A 26128-nucleotide genomic window follows, 5' to 3' on the forward strand; every position below is an offset into this window, starting at 1 on the left:
CGGAAGTGAGTTGGAGGGCGACTAAAACGGTGTGGATTCTCCGACGATAGCCAGCACACTGTCAATAATCGATCACGTTCACGAGTTCGAGGACGGTTTCCCGAACTGATTCGACCTCCTCGTCGTACGCGGCGAGAAACTCGTCGGTCAGTTCGGTCGTGACCGCACCATCGTCCGTCGAGCGTATCAGTTCGTGGTTTTCCAGTATCTGAAAGGAGGTTCGGATTCGGTGTTCGGGGGTGTTGGTACCCGCCGACGTCCGTCTGATTCCGACCGGTTGCTCGATATCGATAAATTCGAGAACTTCGACAGTTCTTGCAATTACATCGATTTCTTGTTGAAGGGACCCAAGCATTATCGTGGAATTGTTGCTCACGGTCTAAAGCGTTCCCTCGTACTGCCCTACGAGTGCTACCAATGCACATTCCCTGGGCGGGTCGAACGGAGGACCGGAGGCCAGCACAGTTTTGTCGTTTCGTGGCATTTGACACCATTCACGTGGTTTCGATTGGGTTCCCGTCGGGACGTCGACTCGGTGCCGGACTGATGGGCGTTGCGCTCGTCAGTGTGATTCTCGTACTCGTTGTTAGCGCCCTCGCCGCGCCCCCGATTTCGAAGCCGTCGCTGACGAACGACTCGGCCGAAACCGTCGTCGGGGTACAATCGACGACCACCAAGGGACGAGTCGCCGTTCTGGACGCGAGCGGTCAGCAAGTATGGGATTTCGGACAGGCGGCCAGCTATCACGACGTGTCCCGTCTTCCGAACGGGTCGATTCTCGCGTCGTTCATGGCACGTGGGTATGACGACTGCGGCCCCTACGAGTCACCATGCGAACGCACCGGGATTCGAATCATCGACCCGGAGCCGACCCCCCACGTCGTCCGGGAGTGGTCGTTCCCGGTTCGAACCAGCCTCAACAGCGAGGTCCACGACGCGGAATTTCTCCCCTCCGGCGAACTGCTGGTCGCGGACATGGACAGGGAACGGGTGTTCACGCTCGCACCAAACGGAACCATAACGTGGCAATGGAACGCGAGCCAGTTCTACGACGCGCCGCCCGACCCGACGAAAACCGACTGGCTCCACATCAACGACGTGGATCGAATCGGCGACGGGAGATATCTCGTCTCGGTTCGGAACGCGAACCAATTGCTCGTCATCGAACGCGGCCGGGGTGTCGTCGAGGTCGTCAACGAAAACCGCGACGCGAGCGTCTTGAACTACCAGCACAACCCACAGTGGCTCTCGGAAAACACGATTCTCGTCGCCGATTCGGAGAACGACCGGGTGGTCGAGCTCCACCGAAACGGATCGACCGGGCAGTGGAACGTCGCGTGGCAGGCCCGCGGCGCGGGTGGAATCGGGTTCGACTGGCCGCGGGATGCGGACCGCCTGCCGAACGGCAACACGCTCATCACCGACAGTCGGAACAACCGCGTCGTGGAACTGAACCAATCCGGCGCGATGGTCTGGAGCGCGCGGGTTCCCACTGTTCCCTACGAGGCGGACCGCGACCCCGGAGAATACCCCGCTGGGCGATCGTACGATTCCGCGAGCGACGTCGGCACCGGAACGATAACGCTGCCCGTTTTCGGCTATCTGCTCGACAGTGCTCGACACGTGGTTTCCCTCCCGTACTGGCTGGCCGGGTGGCATCTCGCGGTTAGTTCCGTCGCACTCCTTCTTTTCCTCGTCGGACTCTGGCTGTTCGTTCGAGGCGGGGAAAAGACGGTTGCATGAGCAACCACAGTTCGTTCGGCGGACACTCCCCTCACTTCTTCCATGGCACTCAGCGAAATCGACCATCTGACCGACGAACAGCGCGACTGCATCGACAACTGTTTCGAAGCCACCCAAGCCTGCGAATGGTGTGCCGACGAATGTGCCGGGGAGGACGGGGATATGGCGCGGTGTATTCGACTCTGCCGAGACGTGGCCGACCTCGCCAGCCAGCACGCCCGATTCATGGCCCGGAACTCGAACTATAGCGAGCAACTCGCGGAAGCCTGTGCCGGTGCGTGCGAGGAGTGTGCCGAGGAGTGTTCCCGACACGACCACGACCACTGTCAACTCTGTGCCGACGTGTTGGAAGACTGTGCCGAAAGCTGCCGCTCGATGATCGCGTCGTAAGTCGGTCATCGTCGGCCATCTTTTCGCCTCGACCGCCGGTTCCCGATAACATAATGTCCGTTCGCATTCGTGTCCAGACCATGACCGACGACCACGAGGAGCATACGGGGGGTGACGAACACGACGACCACGCGCTTTCTCCCGACGAACTCCGGTACCCGGAGTTCGTCTTCGAAGGGGGGACCATCGGGGACGACGGTTCGTTCGCCCTCGAAACCGACCTCGACCGAGCGGAGATGGCTGAATGGCTTTCGGACCTCGCTGACGGGATGGCGAGCCACGACGTAGCGGTCGAATCGCCGAACGGATACGTTACCTTCGGCGTCGGCGCATCCGGCGTCGAGATGTCGTTCGAACCCGAAGATGGCGGGGTTGGCGATTTCGAAGTGACGTTCAAACTCCGTGCGAAGCCGATGTTCGTTGCGGACGACCCCGACCAACCGAAGGCGGGTGCACGAGGGGGTACGGGTTTCATCCCCATCGAAATGCTGACGACCGACCGCGAGACGTTTCGGTGTTACAACTGGATGGGTGAGAAGTAAGGGTGGGAGGGAACTTCGGTTACTCCTTCAGGACTCCAACGTCGAGAGCACTGCAAACGCCCGGCGTTGCAGTTCCTCCGTATCCGTCGCCAGGAGTTTCACGATGGCCTCCTTACCGACCTCTCCGCGGTCGATTATCGCCACGGGCGTCCCGCTCGCTGACTCGAACGCTCGTTTTGCCCCCCACTGCATCGTACTCCCTTCCTGTTCTTTCACGTCTTCAGGCTCCGATTCGCGGTCGAACTCCGAAATTTCGCCATTGAGCGTCGAGAGCGCCGCTTCCACATCCTCGTCGAACCGGCAGTTGACGGCGAATCGGAGGGCGGGGTCGAACTCGCGCGCGGAGAGCAGGAATCGGGCGACGTGACTCGACGCGCCGAACCGCACGCCGCGATTCGGCTTCACGCCGGACAGTGTTCGGGTAATTCTCCCCTCGACGGCTGCGGTTTCGCCCACCGACTCGGCGGACGGTGTCGCACCGACGATGTTCATTCCGACCTCCGGAACCAGTGCACTCACGTCGCGCTCGACGAACGACTGAACGACACGTTCGACCGCTTCCGCGGTCGAATCGCGGTCGGCTTCGTTTCGCAGTTCCACGAGATGGTGAACCGATCCCGGCCCCTCGCCGACGTTCAGATGGTAGCGAACGGCACGTTCCATGAACGCCGTCGCACCTGCAACCGACTCGCGCAGGACGTCACCCTGCGCGAGTCGGGCGGCGATGGCACTGGCGAGCGTGCATCCGGACCCGTGGGTCGCGTCCGTCTCGACTCGGTCGTGAATGAAGGTTTCGACGCCGTCCGCGGTCACCAACACGTCTCGAACGTCTTCGTCCGGAACGTGCCCACCCTTCATCAGTGCCGCGTCGGCCCCCTGTTCGAGCAGTTTCTCGCCCGCCGTACGGGCGCTCTCTTCGTTCACGGGTTTCGTTCCGGTCAACACTTCGGCTTCGTCGGCGTTCGGCGTCACGAGCGTCGCGTGTTCGATGAGTTCCTCGTAGGCGTCCTGTCCGTCAGAGTCCAGCAGTGGATCACCCGAAGCAGCAACCATCACGGGGTCGATGACGACTGGAACATCCAGACCGGAGACTTGTTCCGTGACGCTCCGAACCACCGGAGCTTCCGCGAGCATCCCGGTCTTGACCGCCCGAACGTCGAAATCAGAGAGGACGGCGGAGCACTGGGCTTCGACTTCCGCGACGGGAAGGGTGAACGCTCCTTCGACGCCTCGCGTGTTTTGTGCCGTGACGCTCGTCACGACGCTGGTACCGAAGACGCCGTGAGCCTCCATCGTCTTCAAATCGGCTTGAATTCCCGCACCTCCTCCGGAATCGCTTCCAGCGATCGTCAACGCGACCGGCAGTTCGACCGGTGCTGGAATCCGGCTCATTCGGATCGCCCCATGTACTCCTCGAAAGCGCCCCAGAACGGGTCTACCTCCGGATGTTCGATTCGATTGCCATCGACCGTCACGCCATCCCCGTCGCGGACTTCACCGATATCAGCGGCAGGGATTTCGGCGGCGGAAAGCGCCGAAAGCACGACCTCGGCGTCTTCAGGCGCGACCGAAAGCAAAAGCGTTCCTTCGCTTATCGACTCCCACGGATCGATGTCGAAAAACTCGCAGGTTGGCAGTACACCCGGGAGAACGGGGACCGAGTTCCGGGAAACGTCGAGATGGACGCCGCTGGCGTGAGCCATCTCGACCAGTGCACCGTGGACACCGCCCTCCGTCGCGTCGTGCATCGCGGTGACGGTGCCCGCGTCCGCCGCGACTAGCGCGTCCTCGACAGGACTCATATCGTAAAACCGTTCCTTGGCGTTCTCGACCGTCTCTTCGGATAGTTCCATCAGTTCCTCGAATTGGATGGAAAGCAGCCCCGTCGCTTCGACCGCCGGACCTTTGGTGATGAGGACGCGGTCACCGGGGCGCGCCCCGTCCGGCCGAACGATGTCATCGGGATTACCGACGGCCATGGCGTTTGCTCCGCCGACCATCGGATAGTTACACCCCGCATAGCGGGCGGTGTGGCCCGTGACGACGCTGACATCTAGTTTTTTGGCTTCGCGGTCGAACGTCGTCCAAATCGTTTCGAACTCCTCGTCCGTGATTTCGGGCGGCAGGTTGAAATCCACGGCGAGGTGGGTCGGCGAAAGCCCGCTGACCGCCACGTCGCTCATGACGATATGGAAGGCGAACCACGCCGCACGCTCGAACCCGAGCGAAGGCATGATAAAAATCGGGTCGGTCGCGGTTGCAACTGCTTCCCCGCCGACCTCGAACACGCCGAAGTCCACACCGTGCTGTGGCGAGAGCATTACGTCGTCGCGCTCCGCACCGAGATGCGGGTAAATGTACTCCTCGAAAAACGCCCTATCTACTTTGCCGAGCTTGTCCATACGAAGGTATTATTACTAGGTGGTATTTAGTGGTGTTCAGTCCCGGTCTGCATACTCGGCAAACACCTGCCACGAGGGGTCTACATCGGGATGTTCGATTCGACTTCCATCGACGTAGACCCCATCGCCTTCACACACCGTACCCATTTCGGCCGCCGGAATCCCCACGTTTGCGAGCGCGCCGAGGATACGTTCTACGTCCTCGGGTGCGACCGAAAGGAGGAGTGTCCCCTCTGTCGTGGATTCCCACGGGTCGATGTCGAAGAACTCACACGCTTCCAACACACCCGGCAATATCGGCACGTCGTCGTGCGTCACATCGAACCGAACGGCCGCTGCCCGAGCCATCTCGACCAGTGCACCGTGAATCCCACACTCCGTCGCGTCGTGCATCGCGGTGACGGTGCCCGCGTCCGCCGCGACCAGCGCGTCCTCGACGGGACTCATGTCGTAAAACCGTTCCGTGGCTCGTTCGATGGTCTCCGATGGGAGGTCGATATGCTCCTCGAACAGCGTGACCAGAAAGCCCGCCGCTTCAACGCCCGGTCCCTTCGTGACGAGGATACGGTCGCCTGGTCGTGCTCCATCCGGTCGCACGAGATCGTCTTTTTTCCCGACTGCGAGCGTCGTCGCTCCGCCGACCCATGGATACTGACACCCCGCATAGCGGGCGGTGTGGCCCGTGACGACGCTGACGCCCAATTTTTTGGCTTCGCGATCGAACGTCCGCCAAACGGTGGCGAACTCCTCGTCCGTGATTTCGGGCGGCAGGTTGAAATCCACGGCGAGGTGGGTCGGCCGAAGGCCACTCACCGCCACGTCGCTCATGACGACGTGGAAGGCGAACCACGCCGAACGTTCGAATCCGAGTTCCGGTAGAATCGAAAGCGGGTCGGTGGCGAGTGCGACGACGTGCTCACCGACGTCGATGACCCCGAAATCCACGCCGTGTTTCGGCCCGAGTAGTTCGTCCTCACGCTCCGCACCGAGGGAGGGATAGATATGTTCGTCGAAAAAATCCCGATCTATCTTTCCGAGCTCCGTCATACCAGAGATATCTCCCGGTGGCACAAATCGGTGGTGGTTCGACGGGCCGGGAGTTATACATTATAGTACACCAATTCCGCCCACATGACGCGAATCGCAGTGACGGGTGCCGCTGGCAACGTCGGGAGGGAAACGCTCGCCGCTCTCGAAGAGTACGACGTAACCCCGATTACTCACAGTGAGCACGACGATCTCGATAGCGAAGTGTGCGACGTGACCGAAGCCGACGCACTTTCCGAGATTCTCGCCGGTCACGACGTCGTCGTTCACCTCGCTGCGAATCCCTCCCCGGAGGCAGGTTGGCGAAGCACGGTGGACGTGAACATCGAGGGTACTCGCAACGTCTTCGAGGCCGCCCGTGAGCACGACATCGACCGCGTCGTCTTTGCCTCCTCGAATCACGCCGTCGGTATGTACAACGCGGACGACCCGTCGGAGACGGAAACGATGGTTACCGGGCGCGCCCACCCCGTCTATCCCGACGACCCGCCACGTCCGGACTCCTACTACGGTGTGAGCAAAGTGACGGGGGAAGCACTCGGAACCTACTTCGCCGATCGCCACGGTATCGAAGTCGTCAACCTCCGAATCGGGTGGCTCATCTCGGAGGACGAACTTCGAGACACACAAACCGAGTCGGACGAACACGCCCGATTTTCGCGTGCGATGTGGCTCAGCCCCCGCGACTGTCGAAACGTGATGTACGCGGCCGCCACCGCTTTACTCCCCGAACCGACCGTGACCGCCCACGCGACATCGCGGAACGACGACCGATTCCTTTCGCTCCTCGAAACCGAGCGAACACTCGGGTATCGCCCCCGTGACAACGCGAGCGAAGTGTTGGACGTTCAGTAGAGACGCTTCGAAGTTGGGGTTTCATCAAATGAATCGATAGGTACTGAACCTGACCACTCAATTATTGCATAGTAGTTAACTATAAATATTGAAGTCTATACTTTGGATTCATGCCAGATAGTCACAGCCATGGTTTCGGTCGTCATACGACCTACACCCATTCCACAGCTTCACGAATCGATTTCACGGTGGTGTCTCCGGATGGCTAGCGCGACCGAAATCCTCCTTGCGGTTCTTCCACTCGTCGTCATCGCGTACCTGATGGTCGGTGAGTACTGGCCAGCAACGCGCGCGATGCCGGTTGCTTGGGTCTCCGCCGTCGTCGTCGGCTTCTTCGGCTGGGAGATGACGCCGCGCTGGGTCGCCGCGGCGACCATCAACGGCTTCATCACCGCGACGAACATCCTCTGGATCGTCTTCGGCGCGATTTTACTCCTGTACACGTTGAAACAGACCGGTGCGTTCGACACCATCAACGCGGGCTTCACCTCCATCAGCGAAGATAGATGCGTCCAAGTGGTGTTGCTCGTCTTCTTGTTGGGGTCGTTCATCGAAGCTGCGGCCGGATTCGGCACGCCCGCGGCGGTCGTCGGACCCCTTCTCGTCGGTCTCGGATTTCCGCCGCTCGCGGCCGTCGTGGTTGCCCTCACCGGAAACCTGATGGCCATTACCTTCGGCGCAGTCGGAACGCCACTTATCATCGGCCTTCAGGACGTGTTCGCCACTTCGGACGTTGCGACGCCCGCCGGAACGACCGTTCCGGAGTGGGTCGCTCAAATCGGCGTCTGGGCGGCGACGTTTCACGTCACCGTCGGCCTCTTGCTTCCGTTCATTGGTGTCGCAATGATGACTCGGTTCTTCGGCGAGGAGCGATCCATCAAACCTGCGCTCGAAGTGCTTCCGCTCACGCTGTTCGCCTGGTTTACCTTCGCCGTTCCGTACTGGATCACTGCCTACTTCATCGGGCCGGTGTTTCCCGGTCTCATCGGCGCGATGTCAGGGATGGTGTTCACCGTCGCCGCGCTCAAAGCCGGCTTCTTCCACCCAGACGAGGAGTGGGATTTCGGCCCCCAGGAGACGTGGCCGAACCACTGGGTCGGCGACATCGAGCCGGGTGAAACGACCACGCAAGACGGTACCATCGCCGCCGACGGTGGTGTCGTCACCAAGCAGATGCCCCTCTGGAAGGCGTGGACGCCGTACGCGATGTTGGCGGCGGTGCTCGTCCTTACGCGAGTCTGGTCGCCGCTGACCGATTTCCTGACTCATACGCTCGTACTCGTGTGGTCCGACATCCTCGGAACGGGCCTCGAAAACGATTTCCCGCTGTTGTACCTTCCCGGCGCGGTGTTCGTCTTCGTCCACCTCCTGACGATACCGCTTCAGGATATGAACGGCCGCGAAATCAAAGCCGCGTGGGTCGAAACGGCGGAGAAGGTCATGCCAGCAGTCGTCGCACTGCTGTTCGCAGTCGCGACCGTCCAAATCATGATTCAATCGGGGAAGGCGGCCGGCATCGACAGCATGCTCGCCGTTCTCTCGGACGCGACTGCGAACTTCGCCGGGGGCGTGTATCCGTTCTTCGCGGCGCTCGTCGGCGCGTTTGGTGCCTTCCTCGCAGGGTCGAACACGGTCAGCGACATCCTGTTCGGGACGTTCCAGTACAACGTCGCGGAAAACCTCGGCGTCTCCCGGACGATTCTCGTCGGATCTCAGGCCGTCGGCGGTGCTATCGGCAACCTCATCGCGATCCACAACGTCGTCGCGGCGCTCGCCGTAGTGGGTCTCGTGGGAGAGGAGGGGCGGGTCATCCGTCTCGAACTCATTCCGTTGGCCTACTACGCCGTCGCGACCGGGACGCTGACGATGCTGTTCGTCTACGTGATATTCCCGAACGTTTTCTGAAGGGACGTTTCCTCTCACGAACCTTTTTATCGGATAACGGGCCCACTCCGAGCCACCCGTGGGACACCGAGCATTTGTCGCCTACGAGCGACCCGACGGCCGTTACGACCGCCACTACGCACATTGGGGAGCGACGTCGCTTTCGCTCCGCCACAAAATCACGCCCGAAACGCCTTTCGGTGGTGATTCGAGGAGTTCCCGCGGTGGTTCGACGAACCGATGGATACCCGCCATCGAGCCAACCCCCGAAGCAACAGCATTGTCGTGCAAGGGCGCGGCGTCGTTCGATTATCAGCAGATCGAAGCGTTCTACGTCGTCTCGCTGACGTGGGTCGTGACTGTTTATCTTCCGCTCTGGTTCGGCACTCCCGCGAATACGGCACCGGATTCGGGGGCGCTCGTTGCGGTCTCCGACGACCACGACGCTGCACACGTCCGACAGTGGTATCGGGCGACGCGAGCGGTCGTTTGGGATATGGTTCGTCGCGGAGTGCTTTCCGAGCACTCCGCGACGAACTACCTCGCTGCCCGTCTTGTCGAATGGGGGGGTGACCGTCGGGAGGTGATTTCGATGTCGTGACCGTTTCGATACGCCGATGACGGTCGGTTTTTATCCGACCGCCATCTATCGTCCACCAGTGACAATCGAGGGCAGCGGCGAACCGACCACGACACTGATGCCGACCCACGGTGAGGCACTGACACAGGTCGAAGCGGCAATCGAACGAGGCGACCTCCTTACCCTGTTCGGACGCTGTACCGTCGAGTACGACGGCCGTGCGGAGAGCTACCTCGGTCCCGGCGACCGACTGGTCGTGCTCAAACCCGACGGCACCGCACTCGTCCACACCGAAGAGGGACAAAAACCCGTCAACTGGCAACCACCAGGTGGGTCGTTCGACGCCGAACTGAACGACGAGCGACTGCTCGTCGAAAGCAGACGACCGAACCCGGATGAAACGCTCGCGGTCCACTTCGAACGCATCGTCCAACTCTCGGCGTTCGACGTGACCGACGCGAAGGAAATATCGCTCGCTGGAAGCGAAGAGGACCTCCGCCAGCGAATCCTGAACGACCCGGACCTCGTGGAAAAGGGGTTCACGCCGTTAGCGACCGAGCGCCAGACCACCGCTGGTGCCATCGATATCTACGGAAAGGACGCGGGAGGAACGACGATGGTCGTCGAACTCAAGCGTCGGCGTGTCGGTCCGGACGCGGTCGGTCAACTCCGGCGGTACATCGACGCGCTTCGGCGCGACCTTCACGCCGGAGCGGAAGTCAGGGGGGTGCTGGTAGCCCCATCGGTTACGGAACGCGCTCGCAATATGCTGGCTGAGAGCGGGTTGGAGTTCGTCTCGCTCGAACCCTAATCCAACTGCCCTTTCAGTCTGTCGAGCAGTTGTAGCGCCTCCAGTGGCGTCGTATCCGCGATGTTCGTCCGTTTTAGTTCCGCGAGGATGTCCGCGGTGCCACTCGACGTGGATTCTAGCTCCTCGTTTTCGTCGATCAGTTCCTTCGACCGGGAGATAACCGATTTCGGAACGCCCGCGACCTGCGCGACTTCGATGCCGTAGGATGTCATCGTCGCGCCCGGCGAGATGTCGTGCTCGAACACGACTTCGCCGTGATTTTCGGTCGCGCCGAAGTGGAGATTGGTGGCGTTCGACAGTTCGTTCGCGACGGCAGTGAGGTCGTGGTGGTGTGTGGCGAAAAGCGTCTTCGCGCCGATTTCGTCGTGGATGTGTTCCGTCACCGACCGTGCGATAGCGAACCCGTCGGTCGTACTGGTGCCGCGTCCCACTTCGTCCAGCAGGATGAGCGATTTCTCGGTCGCGTTTTGCAGAATGTCCGCGACTTCCGTCATTTCGACCATGAAGGTAGAACGCCCGCCCGCGATGTCGTCGCTCGCACCGACTCGAGTGAAGATTCGGTCAACCAGTTCGACCTCCGCTCCGTCCGCGGGAACGAAACTGCCGACCTGTGCGAGGAGGGTAATCAGCGCGACTTGGCGCATGTACGTCGATTTCCCCGACATGTTCGGCCCGGTGATGACTGCGAGCGTGTCCCGGTCGAGATTCGTATCGTTCGGGACGAACGAGCTTTCGGTCCGCTCGACGACCGGGTGGCGACCGTTTCGAATCTCGATCCCATCGTTCCCGATTTCGGGACGGGAGTACCCGTGCTTCGCTGCGACTTCCGCAAGCGAGACGAGCACGTCCAGTTCGGCCAGCGTGTCGGCAAGCGACTGCACTCGCTCCGATTCCTCGGCAATCGTCGCGCGTACGTCGCGGAACAAGTCGTATTCCAAGTCGTCGGCGCGTCCTTCCGCGCGGACGATTTCGTCCTCGCGTTCCTTGAGTTCCGGCGTGTAGAACCGCTCCGAGTTCTTCAGTGTCTGTCGGCGGTTGTAATCATCCGGCACGTCGTCGAGGTTCGGGTTCGTCACCTCGATGTAGTAGCCGTGCACCTGATTGAAGCCGACTTTGAGCGACCCGATGCCGGTTCGTTCGCGCTCGCTCGCTTCGAGGTCGTCTATCCACGCCTTCCCCGAACGCTCGGTTTCTCGGAGTTCGTCGAGTTCGTCGTCGTACCCCGATTTGATGACGCCACCTTCGGTGATTTCGATGGGGGGCTCCTCGGCAATCGCGCGACCGATATGATCGCGCACGTCGGCCATTTCGTCCAGGTTTCCGTGCAGCGTCCGGAGTTTGTCCGACTCTACGTCCGCCATCGCGTCGGCCACTTCCGGCACCACGTCCAGCGTGGATTTCAGCGAGCGTAGGTCGCGGGCGTTGGCACGCCCACGAGCGACTCGGGAGATGAGCCGTTCGATATCGTACACGTTTCGCAGAAGTTCGTGAACCTCCTCGCGCTGTTGTACTCGGGTCGTCAATTCTTCGACCGCGTCGAGTCGCTCCTCGATTCTCTCTCGCTCTAGCAACGGTCTGCGAATCCAATCCTTCAATCGCCTGCTACCGAGCGCGCACGCAGTTTCGTCCAGAATGCCGACGAGCGTCGCGTCGTCCTGTCCGTGGACGGCCCGCGATTCGAACAGTTCGAGGCTCGAAAGCGCGACGGCATCCACGAGCATGTACGAACGCGGATCGTATCTGGTGAGGTGATTCAGGTAGTCGAGATGGCCGGGTTCGGTTTCCTCTCCGCCGTCTTCGCTTGCATACTCTCCGCCCCGGACGTACTCGGCGTAGGCGAGGAGTCCGCCACAGGCCCGAATCTCGGCGTCGGTAGCGAGCAGTCGCTCCGGCGGGCCGAAGTATTCCGCAACGAGGCTGCTCGCATTTTCGATGTCGAAGGCCGATTCTTCGTATCCCGTGACCATACAGTCGGTGTCGAACGGTGTTTCGGGTGTCTCGGGGGCGACGACCGCCTCTGCAGGTGCGAACCGGCCGATCTCGTCCCGAACATCGCTCTCGGTTTCGACCGTCGTCGCGTAGAAGTCGCCCGTCGAAACGTCGAGAACGGCCACCCCGTAGTCGCCGTTACCGTGCTCGCCGCCGCTGGTGAGACATGCAACGAAATTGTTGTCGTCGGTGTGGAGCAGTTCGTCTTCCGTCAGCGTTCCCGGCGTTACGACTCGCGTAACTGCTCGTTCGACGACGCCGGACGCATCCGCCGGATCTTGCACTTGGTCGGCGACGGCGACACGATATCCGGCGTCGAGAAGCGTCTCGATATACGACTCGGCGTTGTCGATTGGAATTCCCGACATCGGATACGTTCCCGTGCTGTCCTCACGTTGTGTGAGGGTTATCTCCAGTATACGGGCGGTTCGTTCGGCAGCCTCGCAAAACGTCTCGTAGAAATCGCCCACCTGAAACAGCACCAACGAGTCCTCGTACTGCCGACACAGTTCGAAGTACTGACGCATCATCGGCGTCAGTTCCTCGCTGTGTTCGGCCATCTTCTCCGGTGGCCCCAGCGCCGAATCCATGCGAGAAACCCAGTGCTTGCATGCAAATAAGCCTCCGGAATCGTCCGGCCATTTCCACGAAAAACCGGTTTCAGTAGAACTAAGTAGAGCCGAAAACTCGAAAATGAAGGTTACCGATGGACATCAGGACTGGTCTTTCGTACGGCGACGTGCTTTTGCTTCCACAACGCTCCCCGGTCGATAGCCGGAGTAACGTTTCCCTTTCCACGAATCTCACTCCCGATCTCGAACTCGATGCACCGCTGCTGAGCGCGGCCATGGACACCGTCACGGAAACGGAGTCCGCCATCGCGCTGTCCGAAATGGGTGGTCTCGGAACGCTCCACCGGTTCATGAGCATCGAGGAACAGGCGGAGATGGTTCGCTCGGTCAAGGACGCTGGCGAACTCGTCGCCGCCGCTGTCGGCATCAACGAGGAGTTCGAGGCGCGCGTCGAAGCCACGCTCGAAGCGGGCGTGGACTGTATCATGGTCGACGTCGCCCACGGCCACATGGAACGCTGTCTCGATGCCGTCTCGCGCATCGACGGCGAGTTCCCCGACGCGGAACTCGTCGCGGGCAACGTCGTCACTCCGGAGGCGGTTTCCGACCTCTATTCTGCGGGTGCGGACGGCGTGAAGGTCGGCGTTGGCCCCGGTTCCCACTGCACGACCCGGGAGGTCACCGGCGCTGGGTCCCCGCAGTTGACCGCGGTCGATGACTGTGCGGAGCAAGCCCACGAACTCGGCATTCACATCGTCGCGGACGGCGGTATTCGAACCTCCGGTGACGCAGTGAAGGCGCTGATGGCGGGTGCCGACACCGTGATGCTGGGCAGTTTCTTCGCCGGAACCGAGGAAGCACCTGGTGAGACGGTGACCGTCGATGGCCGGAAGTTCAAACGTTCTCGCGGGATGGCGTCCACCGCGGCGAACGAAAACCGCACCGACAAGGACCTCACGCCGGATGCGGACGAGGGTATCGCGGGCCTGACAGAGTACAAAGGATCGCTCGCGAGCGAAGTCGAACCGTTCCTCGCCGGAATCCGCTCCGGGTTGAGTTACTGTGGCGGTCACGACATCGAAGCGGCCCGCGAGAACGCCGAGTTCATTCAGGTTGCCCCGAGCGCACGTGAGCGCGAAGGCGCTCACTCGGTGTTCGCGGATGTGGAACCCGAGACCGAAAAAGAGCTGGCACCGTTGCAATAGCGAAATGCGCTTTTTCTCGACCTATACACCATCTATCAGCCGTTCTAGCTGCTCCGGCGGAACCGCACCCCGGGCCGCGTAGCCCTCGTAGGTGAACGTCGGAACGCCCGTGATACCTCGTTGCTGTGCTTCGGCGAACTTCCCGTGAACTCGCTCCTGTCGTTCCTCGTCTTCGATCGCTTCTCGAACCTCGTCACCGTCGATACCCTCGTTTTCGGCGATTTCTGCCAACACGTCCGAATCGCCGATGTCCCGTCCGTCCTGCCAGAGCGCATCCAGGATAGCCTCGTCGAAGGCTCGCCATCGGTCTGAATACGCTTCTTTGACGTAGAACGAGGCGATCTGCGCGGAAAGCGAGTCGATATCGGTCGCGATCTCTTGCGCCATCTCGACGTCGTATTTCTCCTGCAACCGTCGGACGTTCTCCCTCGCCTGTTCGTAGTAGGCGTCGTCCTTGCCGTCGTCTACTCCGTGGTTGATATTGCCGTCCGGATTTCGCTTCCCGCTTCGAAGGTCGAACGGGTGCCAGTCGATCTCGACAGTGTCGTCCCTTCGTTCCTCGTAGCGTTCGAGGGATTTGCGTCCGAGATAGCAGAACGGACAGACGTAGTCGGAGTAGACCGTCACTCGATCGCTGTTCTGTGAGTCGCTCATACCCTTTCTTGTGGGTTCCGCCTGTAAAGGGAGACGAATCGGGAGGGAATTGCCGATGCATCGCCCGCGTCGAACCCGTCTCGAACCGAACACCTGAGGTAGCCGGAGCACTAACGTTACTGTGAATGGCATCCGTGGCCCAGCCGCTTCACGCGCTTGCGGGAGGCGGTGCCGAACTGATGCTCCCGACCGTCCTCGTGTTGGCGGCCGTCGGGTCGGCAGTCGTCTTCACGCTATCGGTGGTCGCCTTTCGACAACGTCGGTCGGTTCCGTACCTGCTGGTCGCGTTGGCGTTTGGGGCACTCGCAGGGCAGACGCTCATCGGCGGCTTGACGACCGCCAACTATCTCACGGGAAGCACGCACCATCTCGCGGAACACGCGCTCGACGTAGTAATCATCGCCCTTCTCATCGGCGCGGTGTACTACGCACGGAAAATCGAAACGCGATAACTGAAACACGACGATGACAGAAACACGAACGCAGATAGCACGATACGTCGAATCCCGTCCCGGCGTCCATTTCAACGACCTCGTTCGAGGGTCGGGACTCGCACCCGGACAGGTTCAGTATCATCTCCGTGATCTACTCGGAGAACGACAACTCACGAGCGAACAACTGTACGGGAAAACACACTACTACCCCCCGGAGTACGACGAGTGGGAGCGGTCCGCGCTCGCCCTCCTCCGTAGGGAGACTGCACGTGACGTTCTCGTCACCCTTCTTGAGCGTGAAACGGACCGCCCAGCAAGGCTCGCGGACGATCTGGGTATCGCCCGGAGCACGCTCGAATGGCACGTCGACCATCTCGTAGAGCAGGAGTTAGTCGAAAAACGACGCGACGCGAGAAATCGGGTGACGCTCGTTCCAGCACGTCCGGAAGCGACCGGTCAACTGCTGGCGACCGTCACGCCGTCGTTCCCGGAACGGATGGTGGACCGGTTTACCCGACTCGTGGATGATCTATTGGCGGACTGACGGTTGTGTCACTCGTTCTGCATGCCGAACCACGCCAGGTTTCCGGCTAACAGGGCGATACTGAAGACGAAAAACAGCGCGCCGACTGGCGAGGCGAGGTCGACGAACAACCAGTAGAGCGGGGCGGCGGCGGACGGTCCGACGGATACCACGGCGAGTTCCGAAATGATCGGGCCACAACAACAGCAGGCGTTCGGGGCCGCCACTGCCGCCGTCCCTGAGGTGACCTCTCTCGTGCCGGATTTCGTCGAACTTTGCCACTGGAACGCGATGACCGAGGCGTTCAGACCGACGAGGACCGCGACCATGCAGATCTGAATCAGCATACCGGGTGAGAACACGCCTGCGATGGGAATCGACGGGAAGCTGAACTCCACGGCGGTCCAGTAAACGAGCGGATTGGCGACGGGAATCGTCGTGACGAACGCACCGTCGGGAACACCGATACCGTGTTCCGGGACGAAGGTGAGCATCCCCATCGAGAACGCGAAAAAGAGTCCCGCGAGGATGCCGCTTCCGATACCGAACCAGCGCGCAGGTCGGTCGCTCGTCACCCACGAGAGCGGCCGACGGGCGTCCCGCCAGAGCACGTAGCCAACGCCCAGCGGGGCACCGAAGACGAGTAGATAACCGAGTGGATGCGTTCGCGCGCCGAAAGCGTCCATCACAGCGGGATAGGCTACCCACGCCCCGAGTAGCATCCCGACACCGGCATAACGCGGGCGCTCGGGCCACTTGAGGCGTCCGACGAGGAGGCTCCCGACGGCGACGATCGTCCCCGCTGCTAGCGTCAGTGGCTGATACCACTCCCTACCGAGCGGTGCCTGTGATGCATGGAGCGTTTCGACCGGCGACAACTGTACCAGTCCAACCGCTCCGGCGGCGGCGACGAACAGGCCAACGAAAACACCCCAGAGTGCCACCGTTCGTTGATGTACCCAGACGGTGCGTCCGAGGAGGACGCTTCCAGCGACCATACCAACGCCGACGAACAGAACGACCAGTGCGAGCCATTGTGGATACGCTGGTCCATGGCCGCCGCCGTGTGCGGAAGCGATCGGAAGCGTGGCGAGGGCCGTCAGTACCACGAGCGCTCGGCTCCCCCATGCTTTCACGTTCGAGTCCATAATCGGATTTACGATTCGGTCGACATGTAGGCACTGGATTCACGCCGCCTATCGAGTTGCCATCGAGAGAGGACCTCGGTTTAATCAGCCTGCACCGCACACGACTCGTCGGTATACTCCACTTCGCCTATCGAGTCGATGCCCTCGTCACCGCAGACCGGGCAGTCGGGATTGTTGCGGTACTCGACCTCCTCGAAGGTCATGTCCATGGCGTCGTAAAATATCATTCTGCCTTCCAGTAGTTCGCCGATTCCGGTGAGGCATTTGACCGTTTCGGTGGCCTGAATGCAACCCACGGTTCCGGGTAGCACGCCGAGAACACCCGTCGTCGCACAGTCAGCGACCATGCCGTCCGGCGGTGCTTCGGGAAACAGACACCGATAACACGGTCCGTCGGTCGTGAACGTCGTCACCTGTCCCTCGAACTTGTAAATCGCGCCGTGGGAGAACGGAATCCCGGCCAGCGTACACACGTCGTTGACGAGGTAGCGCGTCCGGAAGTTGTCGGTCGCATCGACGACGAAATCGTAGTCCGTGACGAGCGTTTCGGCGTTCTCGGGCTCGACCCGCAGTTCGTGGGTTTCGACGGTTACGTCGGGGTTCAGGTCGGCGACGAAATCCTTCGCACTCTCGACTTTCGGGCGTCCAACGTCGTCGTCACCGTGAACGACTTGCCGTTGGAGGTTGCTTCGCTCCACTACGTCGTCGTCCACGATGCCGAGCGTTCCGACGCCGACGGCGGCGAGATACTCGATTGCCGGTGCGCCGAGTCCTCCCGCTCCGATGACGAGAACGCCGGAATCGAGGAGTGCCTGTTGGCCCTCCGGCCCCACTTCGTCCATGATGATGTGCCGAGAGTACCGGTCGAGCTGTGTCGCGTCGAGCGAAAGGCCGCTCATGCGTTCGGATTGGTTGTATCGATGTATAAACCCGTGGTTCAACGACCCCACATTCGGTTCACGTCGAGCGCACGGTGAAAGGGAATTGGAATAGTTTTTCGCCCTTCGATGCGGCCCCTGTGATATGCAAACCGTCACAGCCCGAACGAAACGAACGGGATCGCGTTCGTTTGTGAAAGGAGTCGTAGCGATGTTTCTTCTCGGACTCCCCGGCATCGTGGCTGTCGGTGTTTCGTCGATCGGTGTGCTTCGGACGCTTCCACAACTGGCCGAACTATCGGCGACGGCGTTGTTTTTCCTGGCGGTTACACAACCACTCATTCTGCTCGTACTCGCGTGCCTCGTCGGAACTGCTCTTGCCCCCCGAGTGGGACTTCGCTCCCGTCTGCTGGCCCGAATCACGGGTCGAATTCAGCCGCCGAACCTGTTCGCGGAGGAGGTTCCTATCGGCATCGGTGTCGGCGTTGGGATCTCGTTCCTCACACTCGTGCTGGATTTCGGGTTCGCGTCGTTCGTTCCAAGACTCTCGACGACGACCGTCGTAACAGCGAGTAACGTGTCAATCTTCGACGTTCTCGCCGGGATTCCCGTACGATTCCTTTACGGTGGAATTACCGAGGAGCTGATGCTACGATACGGGATCATGTCACTCGTCGCGTGGAGTCTCTGGAAACTGACCGGCGGCGAGCGTCCGTCGGACCCGCTCATGTGGACTGCAATCGTCATCTCCGCCATCGTTTTCGGATTGGGTCACCTCCCTGCCCAGTCGATAACCGCACCGTTGACATCCGCCGTGGTCGTTCGAACGGTGCTTCTCAACGCAATCGCGGGAATCGGGTTCGGCTGGCTCTACTGGCGACAGAGCCTCGAAACGGCGATGGTTGGTCACGTGTCGTTTCATCTGCCACTCGTCATCGTGTCACTTGTTCTCGTCGTGTAAGCGGCAAACGCGGCTTCTGCCGAAGTACTGTTCCGTTTCCCTGCCGTTCGTTCTCCCATGGCGACTAACCGAAAATACCTCCTTTCACAGCGCCCCGATGGGACACCGGATCGCGAGACGTTCGAACTGGTCGAAGTGGACGTTCCGGAACCGGGACCGGGTGAAGCTCTCGTCCGAACGCTGTACCTCTCCGTTGACCCCTATATGCGTGGGCGGATGCGCGACGCGGAATCGTACGCCGAACCGTGGGACGTCGGCGATCCACTTCAAGGTGGCGTGGTCGGCGAAGTCGTGGAGTCGAACGGTTCGGGGTTCGAGGAGGGGCAGGTCGTGGCTGGCAATCTCGAATGGGCCGATTATGCGACCGCTCCAGGTACCGAACTCCAGCGGGTCGACCCCGACCTTGCGCCGATCTCGACCGCGCTCGGCGTCCTCGGGATGCCCGGTCGAACCGCGTACTTCGGGACCCGAGAAGTAGCGGAACCGAAAGCGGGTGATACCTTCGTCGTTTCCGGTGCGGCAGGCGCGGTCGGTTCCGTTTCGGGCCAGATTGCGAAGAAATCGGGCGCTCGCGTCGTCGGGTTCGCCGGTTCCGACGAAAAAATCGACTTTCTCGAAACGGAATGTGGATTCGACGTCGGAATCAACTACAAGACCACGGACGACTACGGTGCGGCACTCGACGAGGCCGCACCCGATGGCGTGGACGTCTACTTCGACAACGTCGGCGGTGAGATTACTGACGCCGTCTTCTCGAAACTGAACGTCGATGCGCGTGTCGCCGTCTGCGGCCAAATCGCGCTCTACAACGAGGAGTCAGTACCGACGGGCCCGCGAAAACTCGGTACACTCATCAAGAGTCGTGCACGGGTGCAGGGCCTCCTCGTGGCTGACTTTGCCCCCCGTTTCGAGCAGGCGACCCGGCAGTTGGGCGAATGGGTCTCGTCGGGCGAACTCACCTACCGCGAGACGGTGACGGAGGGGTTGGAAAACGCACCTGATGCCTTCTTGGGGCTGTTCGAAGGGGAAAACATCGGAAAGCAGTTGGTAAAAGTCGGCGAACGAGAGGCGTAGTCCCCCACACGATGCTCTCCCGCGTAGGTCCGGGAGGTGCCGTCATTCCCGGCGGCACGAAGAATTTTCTTCGTGGTTATCGTAGCCTGTCTGCTACTATGAAAGTACAGGTGGGCGAAGAAGACGTAAACGAACTGCAGTGGCGAATCGACGCGAAGGTCGGCAAGTTCGAGTTCGAGTGGGGACCGTTCGAAATCGAAATCGAAATCGGGGGGGACGTAACAATCGAGTTGGAATTAGTATCGGACGACTAATCCGGGGCACGAAGAACGAACGAGACGGAGGGGACGGCCGTCGTTCGACCGGGACCTTTCACCGTGCAGCCACAACCGTTTCAGGGGTGAAACCGCTATCCGAAAGGAGATGAACAATCCTCTCTCGGCTACCACCGATAATCGCTTTCGTATCGGTTGGTGGCTATTCGTTCTCGCCCTCGGCGTTATCGCGGCGTTCATCGCATACTCGTTCGTCGGGATGCTGGTACTCGGTATATTCGGGTACTACGCCACGCGACCGATCTATCGGCGGCTCGGTTCCCTCACCGACTCGGACGGCGTCGTGGCTGGACTGACACTCGTCGTGGTCTTGCTTCCGGTCATCCTACTCGCGTTCTACGCCGGTATTCATCTCGTTCAACAGGCCCAACAGCTTCTCGGGAGCACGAGTGGCGTTCCGATCCCGGGAAACGTTCTCGACGCACTGTCGAACCAACAACGTCGAACACTGCTGTCGACCGTTCGGAACCCACGGCGGTTCGTGACCAATCCCGGCAAACTACTGCAAACGGGAATAAAGGTGGCCTCGAGTCTCATCGGTGGAATTCTCCTCGTGGGGTTGTCCCTAACACTTTCGTACTTCCTCCTCAAGAACGACGACGATATCGAAGATGGATTGACGCGGCTGTTCGGTGGGCGGGAGACGACGGCCCACGCGTACGCTACTGCCGTGGACGAGGACCTCGAATCCGTCTTCTTCGGGAACTTCCTGTTCGTCATCGCCATGTCCCTCATTGCTGTGGTGACGTACTCGGCGACGAACCTTTTCGCACCAGGGCCACTTCACGTCCCGATGGTCTTCGTGCTCGGGTTGCTGACCGGCGTCGCCAGCCTGATTCCAATCGTCGTCGGGAAACTGATCTACCTCCCGGTCGTGGGCTACCTCGGATTTCAGGCGATGAACTCCGGCGGCAACCATCTCGGGTTCGTCGGCGCCGTTCTCGTCGTCTACTTCCTCGTCCTCGATATCCTTCCGCAGACGTTCGTTCAGCCGTACATGACCGGCCGCCAACTCGATATGATCGTAATGATGTTCGCCTACTTGCTCGGCCCGGTGCTGTTCGGCTGGTATGGCTTTTTCCTGCTCCCGATTCTGTTCATCCTGATGCTCGAAGCGATTCGAATCGTTCTCCCACAGCTGCTTCACGGTGAACCACTCACGCCGACCGTTTCGATGGGTGGGTCCATCGGAACGAATCCCGACACCGTCAACAAAAACGCGTCCCCGGACGACGACAATACGGCAACCAGCGACAACGACGACTGATCGACGACGATTCGATCGGTTCTCCTTCACGGAGGAATCACGAACTGAATCCCGAATCGTACGCTTTGGTTTATGAATTGTAACGGTAATCGGGTCCCTCTACAGCTCCAGCGCCGAAGCTCCAGAAGCCGACGCTCGACAAAAAGAGCAGTTGTTGCCGAATCGGTCCCATAAAAACCGTGGTCGTTGTCGAACCGCGGACGTCGTTACTTACCGCGGCCTTTGCCTTTCGAGTTGCTCGGTCGGGTGTGTTCCGTTCCCTTCCCGCGCTGTTGCAGGCCACGGTTGCTCTGGCCCGCGCTCGTGAGACCGCGCTGTGCGCGGCCACGGTGCGAGTCGTCACAGATCCAACTGAGGTCGTCATCGTTCTGGATGGCGGGGTGTTCGGGGTCCACGAGAATCACTTCGTGCCACTTCTGACTCCCGTCTTCACCGACCCAGTAGGAGTTGAGCACGTGAAGGTTCGGGTACTTCTTGCTCACGCGCTCCTCGGCGATGCGCTGGATGTTCTTGCGCCGGCCGAGGCGGTTGACACCCTGGCGCTTGCTACGGCGGCCTGCTTTGTGGCGCTGTTTGCGTGCACCACCCTTGCGGACGCTCGCGCGTACGACGACGATGCCCTGCTTGGCTTTGTAGCCGAGGGAGCGGGCACGGTCGAGTCGGGTCGGGCGCTCGATTCGCTCGATCGCGCCCTGTTTGCGCCAGTCCTGCTTTCGTTGCCATTGGAGTTCGGCGAGTTTGCCGTCGTCCGGGTCCTTCCACGCGTCTCGAATGTGGGTATAGAAGCTTTTTGCCATGGTCTATCACCACGGGCGTTGAGTGGTTCAGCGTGTGAACGATGTTCGAATCGGACACGCCACATTCCGTCCTGCGATCGCAGGTGCCCACTGGTGCCCGTCGACCAGCGAGTTATCGAAAATTCCCGGTTCGTGGGTTTAAGGGCTTCGTCTTCTCTCTGGCACAACTCGCACGAGGTTCACCATCGTTCCGATTGCCGATGAGCGACCGTCGGGTAGTCTTCCGGAAACGCACATGTGGTCCGGGAAGCAGTTCGCTTCGACGGTGCGGCGATCATCTTTCGTCACACGGGATACCAGAGGGTCTGGTGAGGCATCCATTCCGGACCCGATTCGTGGTACTGTCACTCGCTACCATCGGAACCTCCTCCTCCTCCTTCCGTCTCTATTGTGACACGAGTACGGGTTGATCGATTTCCTTTCCCGCAGCAATCACGATTCGAACATCGAATTTCCCAAATTTTCACCCCCGGAATGGCCGAAAGCCATATCTGAACCTTGCTAATTCAGCCCGCAGTCAGAAGTCGCTTGCTAGCCTACCAATTCTCATGAACTTCGTATCCCGATACGAAATCAGTGAGGTGGCGTACTGATGGCTATCCTCGAACTCGCGATCGCGTTCTTCGTCCTCGCGATCATTGCCGCGGTGCTCGGCGCGGGCGGCGTTGCGGGGCTATCGATGGATATCGCCAAGTGGTTGGTTATCGTCTTCCTCGTCTTAGCTATCATATCGTACGTCCTCTGACCGGCGACTCGCTTTTCCCCGAATTATTCAGCAGTGTCGAGTCTATGGCTCGTCCGCTACGTGGTCTCGCACTGATTCGAACGTCCCATCAGCGATCGCTCGTGCGACACCCGACACGTTCACGTCGCCGACGAGTCGGGGATACTTGCGTCGGAAATACCCCACCACGTTTCGCACGTCGCGCTCCAAGAACTCGACCGCGTTCTGGTGATCGGTCGGCACGGCTTGTGGCCAGTCGAACACCGTGACCCCCTCACTGCTGACGAAGACGTTGTATTCACTCATGTCGGCATGAACGTAGCCGCGCGCGTAGGCCTCGTTCATTTCACCGAGTACAAGGTCCAACACCGGGACGACCTGTGAGTCTTCGAACTTCGCACGAGCGAGTTCGACGCCGTCCACTTTCTCCATCACGATTGCGTGGCGGTTGTGGTCGATTGGCCGAGGAACGCTTACGTCCGGGTAGAGCGTCTCGAGCACCTCATGCTCCCTCTCGGCCGCTTTTCGGGCCGTATAGAGCCACGAAACGTGCTCGCGGTCTGATGTGTAATCGCGCTCTTTCATCACTTCGCGGAAGTTCGTATACCCCTCCCGGTGATATTTCAGCGCGAGCGGGCGGAACGACTGCACCTCGTACACGTCGCTTTCCTTGCCAACGCCGAGCGGCGAGCCGACTCCTTGAATCGTATCCCGTTGTGAGAACGTTCGGAGCGCCAGGGCATCGTATCCTTCGAACGTGAGGGTGTATCCCTCGTACTGTATGGTTTTACGCTGGAGCAGTTCACGGTCCAGACAGCGGTCGATTCGGTAATCCACTTCCTCGGCGGTCAACCGCGAGAAGTTCGGGATTTTCTCTTTTTGAACCCACTCGCTGAAGCGCATGCCCTGTTCGACGCCGGAGAGCAAGTAAAAATCCGCTTGCTCCAACTCGGCCATCTCGGGGGCGACGTTCCGAACCATCGGCTTCGTCTACTCGGTGGGTGCGTAAGGGACTTGCGCCACGACTCGAATCGGGTGTGACATCGGTGTAACCCAAACGTAGACGGAATACACGCAATAGAGAGCGCGCGGATACCATCTCTGTCCGTCGTTGCACGATGGCAGTAAGTGGCGACCCCTGCAGTAAATCAAATACCGCGATACAAAATCCGACTTCCGATACGGTTGGCTGTCAGGTGCGGTCAGGTTTTTGTGCCCCACAACCGCAGAACCGCTATGGAGTCGAAACGAGAACTACTGACTCTCCTGCTGTCGAACGCCCGTGAGGACACTGCCGACCTCGCCCGACAGATCGGACTTTCGGAATCCGACGTTGAATCGATGGTGGCTGACCTTGAATCGGAGGGCATCGTCAGAGGCTACCAAGCGGTCGTCGATTGGAACCGCTTCACCGACGAACACGTCGAGGCCGAGGTCGAACTGAACGTCGAACTCGACCGTGAAACCGGCTACGAGGAGATCGCCCGTCGAATCGCCAAGTTTCCGGAGGTGGCGTCCCTCCGGTTGGTTAGCGGCGACTACGATTTCGCCCTCGACGTCGAGGGCGAGTCGATGCACGACGTGTCGAACTTCGTCGCGGAGCAAATCGCTCCGATTCCGGAAGTGACACAGACGGTCACCCATTTCGTGATGGAGACGTACAAGGAGCGCGGCATCGAATTCGACGACCACGACGAGGACGACCGACTCTCCGTCTCACCATGAACCCAGCAGACCGCGTCGAACGGGTTCCACCGTCGGGTATTCGTCGCTTCTTCGAACTCGCGGAGGAGCGAGACGACATCATCTCGCTGGGGGTCGGCGAACCGGACTTCTCTGCACCATGGTCGGCGCGTACCGCCGCAATCGATGCGCTGGAGCGCGGAAAAACGTCGTATACGGCCAACCGAGGACGACACGATCTCCGCGAGGCGATTACCGATCACGTCCGGCGATACGACTTGGAGTACGACCCGGATACTGAAATCCTCGTAACTGCAGGAGCGAGCGAAGCCATCGATGTGGCTATGCGAGCGTTGGTGAACCCCGGCGACTCAGTCGCGGTTCCACAACCGTCGTACATCTCCTACGTCCCAGGCGTCACCTTCGCAGGTGGTGAACCACTCCCGGTTCCGACGAGTGCAGACGACGAGTTCGTGTTGACGCGGAAAGCACTCGAGACGGCGGGTGCGGCGGATGCGAAAGTGCTCGTGCTGTGCTATCCGAACAATCCCACGGGTGCCACGATGACTCGTGACGAACTCGCGGTAGTCGCCGATTTCGTCCGCGAAAACGACCTCTTCGTCCTCTCGGACGAGATCTACGCGGCACTCACATACGACGGCGACCACACCTCCATCGCCACCTTACCGGGCATGCGCGAACGAACTATCGTCTTTAACGGGTTTTCGAAAGCCTACGCGATGACGGGGCTCCGATTGGGCTATGCCCTCGGCCCGGAAGTAGCAATAAACGCGATGAATCGCATTCACCAATACTCGATGCTTTCGGCTCCCGTAACGGCCCAGTACGCCGCGTTGGACGCGCTCAGAAATTGTGCGGACGAGGTCGCCGAGATGCGGGATGAGTACAATCGTCGCCGGAGATTCGTGCTCTCACGGTTCGACGAGATGGGGCTAGATTGTTTCGACGCCAGCGGCGCGTTCTACGCCTTTCCCGCTTGTGATGGCGACGACGAAGCGTTCGCCGAAAATCTCCTCCGTGAACAGGGAGTCGCCATCGTTCCGGGAAGCGTCTTCGGCGAGGGCGGTGAAGGCCATCTTCGCGTCTCGTATGCGACCGGAATGGCCGACCTCCGGGAGGCCATGAGCAGAATCGAGACGTTCATCACCGAGCGATAGTCGGTTCGGAGACGACTTCGAACCGTTGTCGCGTCCGAGTCACTCCGGTGCAACGATTTCGACTTTCATCCGTTCCGGATCCTCGAAATAGACGGCGTAGTGGCCGTCTCCACCTGCATACGGATGGTCATCCTCGTACAGGATCTGTATACTTCGTTCGCGAAGCTGCGCAGTCAGTTCGTCCACGTGCTCCCGCGAGTCGGCGTGAAACGCCAGGTGATTGAGACCCGGACGACTGCGATGATATGGTTCGTCGAGATACTTCTCATCCGCCTGCACGAGAACGAGATACGTCGGTCCACGCTTCCACGACCGACCACCGTCCCAGTTCTGGTAGACGGAGTAGCCGAGTTCACCGAGTAACCATTCCCAGAAAGCGGCTGACGTGTCGAAGTCCGAGGCGTACAGTTCGACGTGATGGAGTAATCCGGATCGAGAATCGGATGTCACGCTCGAAATGGGCGGTACGCTGACAAATGATTACCGAATCGAAGGTCGGTCGAATCAGTTCG

28 protein-coding genes are annotated in these 26128 nt (G+C 60.4%); 17 read left to right on the plus strand and 11 right to left on the minus strand.

Translation table 11 applies throughout. The features are described from left to right. Positions 1-61: 61 nt before the first annotated feature. A complete protein-coding gene (locus OOF89_RS09535) occupies positions 62-355 on the minus strand; it encodes a hypothetical protein (protein WP_266075532.1) in 294 nt (97 codons plus the stop codon). A 143-nt stretch (positions 356-498) separates the two neighbouring features. On the opposite strand from OOF89_RS09535, the gene OOF89_RS09540 reads away from it, so the two are divergent. The 3 genes from OOF89_RS09540 (at position 499) to OOF89_RS09550 (ending at position 2675) form a co-directional block, all read left to right on the plus strand. Next, a complete protein-coding gene (locus OOF89_RS09540) occupies positions 499-1743 on the plus strand; it encodes an arylsulfotransferase family protein (protein WP_456071276.1) in 1245 nt (414 codons plus the stop codon). Between the two features lie 42 nt (positions 1744-1785). Beyond that, positions 1786-2133 carry a four-helix bundle copper-binding protein gene (locus tag OOF89_RS09545; protein ID WP_266075534.1) on the plus strand — a complete coding sequence of 116 codons (348 nt, stop codon included), beginning with the start codon at positions 1786-1788 and terminating at the stop codon, positions 2131-2133. 80 nt (positions 2134-2213) lie between these two features. Next, positions 2214-2675 carry a hypothetical protein gene (locus tag OOF89_RS09550; RefSeq protein ID WP_266075536.1) on the plus strand — a complete coding sequence of 154 codons (462 nt, stop codon included), beginning with the start codon at positions 2214-2216 and terminating at the stop codon, positions 2673-2675. A gap of 27 nt (positions 2676-2702) precedes the next feature. On the opposite strand, the gene thiD is transcribed toward OOF89_RS09550, so the two are convergent. From thiD to OOF89_RS09565, 3 genes are read right to left on the minus strand one after another with little or no spacing between them, the layout of a single operon-like run. Next, the gene (gene thiD / locus OOF89_RS09555; RefSeq protein WP_266075538.1) at positions 2703-4067 is read right to left on the minus strand and encodes a bifunctional hydroxymethylpyrimidine kinase/phosphomethylpyrimidine kinase; all 1365 of its coding nucleotides are present in this window, start codon (positions 4065-4067) and stop codon (positions 2703-2705) included. Beyond that, a complete protein-coding gene (locus tag OOF89_RS09560; protein WP_266075540.1) occupies positions 4064-5077 on the minus strand; it encodes an AIR synthase family protein in 1014 nt (337 codons plus the stop codon). Before OOF89_RS09560 ends, thiD begins: the two co-directional genes overlap by 4 nt. A gap of 36 nt (positions 5078-5113) precedes the next feature. Next, entirely contained in the window at positions 5114-6124 is a 1011-nt protein-coding gene (locus tag OOF89_RS09565; protein ID WP_266075542.1) for an AIR synthase family protein, read from the minus strand. A gap of 84 nt (positions 6125-6208) precedes the next feature. Between OOF89_RS09565 and OOF89_RS09570 the strand changes: the two genes are divergently transcribed. The 4 genes from OOF89_RS09570 (at position 6209) to nucS (ending at position 10254) form a co-directional block, all read left to right on the plus strand. Next, positions 6209-6979: an NAD-dependent epimerase/dehydratase family protein gene (locus OOF89_RS09570; protein ID WP_266075544.1), complete on the plus strand. Its 771-nt coding sequence runs from the start codon at positions 6209-6211 to the stop codon at positions 6977-6979. 201 nt (positions 6980-7180) lie between these two features. Then, positions 7181-8884: an L-lactate permease gene (locus OOF89_RS09575; RefSeq protein ID WP_266075546.1), complete on the plus strand. Its 1704-nt coding sequence runs from the start codon at positions 7181-7183 to the stop codon at positions 8882-8884. Between the two features lie 58 nt (positions 8885-8942). Beyond that, entirely contained in the window at positions 8943-9464 is a 522-nt protein-coding gene (locus OOF89_RS09580) for a DUF6735 family protein (RefSeq protein ID WP_266075548.1), read from the plus strand. A 97-nt stretch (positions 9465-9561) separates the two neighbouring features. Then, positions 9562-10254 (plus strand): endonuclease NucS, encoded by a 693-nt coding sequence (gene nucS, locus OOF89_RS09585; protein WP_266079741.1) that lies wholly within the window; start codon positions 9562-9564, stop codon positions 10252-10254. Here the strand turns inward: nucS and mutS are convergent. Then, on the minus strand, positions 10251-12833 hold the full coding sequence (mutS, locus tag OOF89_RS09590) for a DNA mismatch repair protein MutS (RefSeq protein ID WP_266075550.1): 2583 nt from the start codon (positions 12831-12833) through the stop codon (positions 10251-10253). The genes nucS and mutS overlap by 4 nt on opposite strands. A gap of 116 nt (positions 12834-12949) precedes the next feature. Here mutS and OOF89_RS09595 point away from each other — a divergent pair, with 116 nt between their 5' ends. Beyond that, complete coding sequence (locus OOF89_RS09595) at positions 12950-14020, plus strand: guanosine monophosphate reductase (protein WP_266075552.1); 1071 nt, start codon at positions 12950-12952, stop codon at positions 14018-14020. Positions 14021-14041: 21 nt separating this feature from the next. Here OOF89_RS09595 and OOF89_RS09600 read toward each other — a convergent pair whose 3' ends face one another. Continuing rightward, positions 14042-14674 (minus strand): DsbA family oxidoreductase, encoded by a 633-nt coding sequence (locus OOF89_RS09600; RefSeq protein ID WP_266075554.1) that lies wholly within the window; start codon positions 14672-14674, stop codon positions 14042-14044. 125 nt (positions 14675-14799) lie between these two features. On the opposite strand from OOF89_RS09600, the gene OOF89_RS09605 reads away from it, so the two are divergent. Both OOF89_RS09605 and OOF89_RS09610 read left to right on the plus strand, forming a co-directional pair. Then, entirely contained in the window at positions 14800-15126 is a 327-nt protein-coding gene (locus OOF89_RS09605) for a DUF7471 family protein (protein ID WP_266075556.1), read from the plus strand. A gap of 13 nt (positions 15127-15139) precedes the next feature. Beyond that, positions 15140-15652, plus strand: coding sequence for a winged helix-turn-helix transcriptional regulator (locus OOF89_RS09610; protein WP_266075558.1), 513 nt, complete (start codon positions 15140-15142; stop codon positions 15650-15652). 8 nt (positions 15653-15660) lie between these two features. Here the strand turns inward: OOF89_RS09610 and OOF89_RS09615 are convergent, their stop codons facing one another. Then, positions 15661-16779 (minus strand): hypothetical protein, encoded by a 1119-nt coding sequence (locus OOF89_RS09615; protein WP_266075560.1) that lies wholly within the window; start codon positions 16777-16779, stop codon positions 15661-15663. Between the two features lie 80 nt (positions 16780-16859). Then, entirely contained in the window at positions 16860-17678 is an 819-nt protein-coding gene (gene ubaA, locus OOF89_RS09620) for an SAMP-activating enzyme E1 (RefSeq protein WP_266075562.1), read from the minus strand. Positions 17679-17802: 124 nt separating this feature from the next. Here ubaA and OOF89_RS09625 point away from each other — a divergent pair, with 124 nt between their 5' ends. The 4 genes from OOF89_RS09625 to OOF89_RS09640 all read left to right on the plus strand — a co-directional run bounded on the left by OOF89_RS09625 (position 17803) and on the right by OOF89_RS09640 (position 21234). Then, the gene (locus OOF89_RS09625; protein WP_266075564.1) at positions 17803-18618 is read left to right on the plus strand and encodes a CPBP family intramembrane glutamic endopeptidase; all 816 of its coding nucleotides are present in this window, start codon (positions 17803-17805) and stop codon (positions 18616-18618) included. Positions 18619-18675: 57 nt separating this feature from the next. Continuing rightward, the gene (locus OOF89_RS09630) at positions 18676-19692 is read left to right on the plus strand and encodes an NADP-dependent oxidoreductase (RefSeq protein ID WP_266075566.1); all 1017 of its coding nucleotides are present in this window, start codon (positions 18676-18678) and stop codon (positions 19690-19692) included. Positions 19693-19790: 98 nt separating this feature from the next. Continuing rightward, the gene (locus OOF89_RS09635) at positions 19791-19946 is read left to right on the plus strand and encodes a hypothetical protein (protein WP_266075568.1); all 156 of its coding nucleotides are present in this window, start codon (positions 19791-19793) and stop codon (positions 19944-19946) included. Between the two features lie 109 nt (positions 19947-20055). After that, a complete protein-coding gene (locus OOF89_RS09640; protein WP_266075570.1) occupies positions 20056-21234 on the plus strand; it encodes an AI-2E family transporter in 1179 nt (392 codons plus the stop codon). Positions 21235-21440: 206 nt separating this feature from the next. On the opposite strand, the gene OOF89_RS09645 is transcribed toward OOF89_RS09640, so the two are convergent. Next, on the minus strand, positions 21441-22031 hold the full coding sequence (locus OOF89_RS09645; protein ID WP_266075572.1) for a 50S ribosomal protein L15e: 591 nt from the start codon (positions 22029-22031) through the stop codon (positions 21441-21443). A 592-nt stretch (positions 22032-22623) separates the two neighbouring features. Here OOF89_RS09645 and OOF89_RS09650 point away from each other — a divergent pair. After that, positions 22624-22776, plus strand: a complete 153-nt coding sequence (locus OOF89_RS09650; protein ID WP_266075574.1) for a DUF1328 domain-containing protein — start codon at positions 22624-22626, stop codon at positions 22774-22776. A gap of 42 nt (positions 22777-22818) precedes the next feature. Here the strand turns inward: OOF89_RS09650 and OOF89_RS09655 are convergent, their stop codons facing one another. Beyond that, positions 22819-23736, minus strand: coding sequence for a serine/threonine-protein kinase RIO2 (locus tag OOF89_RS09655; RefSeq protein WP_266075575.1), 918 nt, complete (start codon positions 23734-23736; stop codon positions 22819-22821). A gap of 255 nt (positions 23737-23991) precedes the next feature. On the opposite strand from OOF89_RS09655, the gene OOF89_RS09660 reads away from it, so the two are divergent. After that, positions 23992-24480, plus strand: a complete 489-nt coding sequence (locus OOF89_RS09660) for an Lrp/AsnC family transcriptional regulator (RefSeq protein WP_266075576.1) — start codon at positions 23992-23994, stop codon at positions 24478-24480. Beyond that, positions 24477-25616 carry a pyridoxal phosphate-dependent aminotransferase gene (locus OOF89_RS09665; RefSeq protein WP_266075577.1) on the plus strand — a complete coding sequence of 380 codons (1140 nt, stop codon included), beginning with the start codon at positions 24477-24479 and terminating at the stop codon, positions 25614-25616. The genes OOF89_RS09660 and OOF89_RS09665 overlap by 4 nt, the downstream gene beginning before the upstream one ends. A gap of 39 nt (positions 25617-25655) precedes the next feature. Here the strand turns inward: OOF89_RS09665 and OOF89_RS09670 are convergent, their stop codons facing one another. Further along, positions 25656-26066: a VOC family protein gene (locus tag OOF89_RS09670; protein ID WP_266075578.1), complete on the minus strand. Its 411-nt coding sequence runs from the start codon at positions 26064-26066 to the stop codon at positions 25656-25658. Positions 26067-26128 lie beyond the last annotated feature (62 nt).

This window comes from Haladaptatus caseinilyticus (assembly GCF_026248685.1).
GTDB lineage: Archaea > Halobacteriota > Halobacteria > Halobacteriales > Haladaptataceae > Haladaptatus > Haladaptatus caseinilyticus.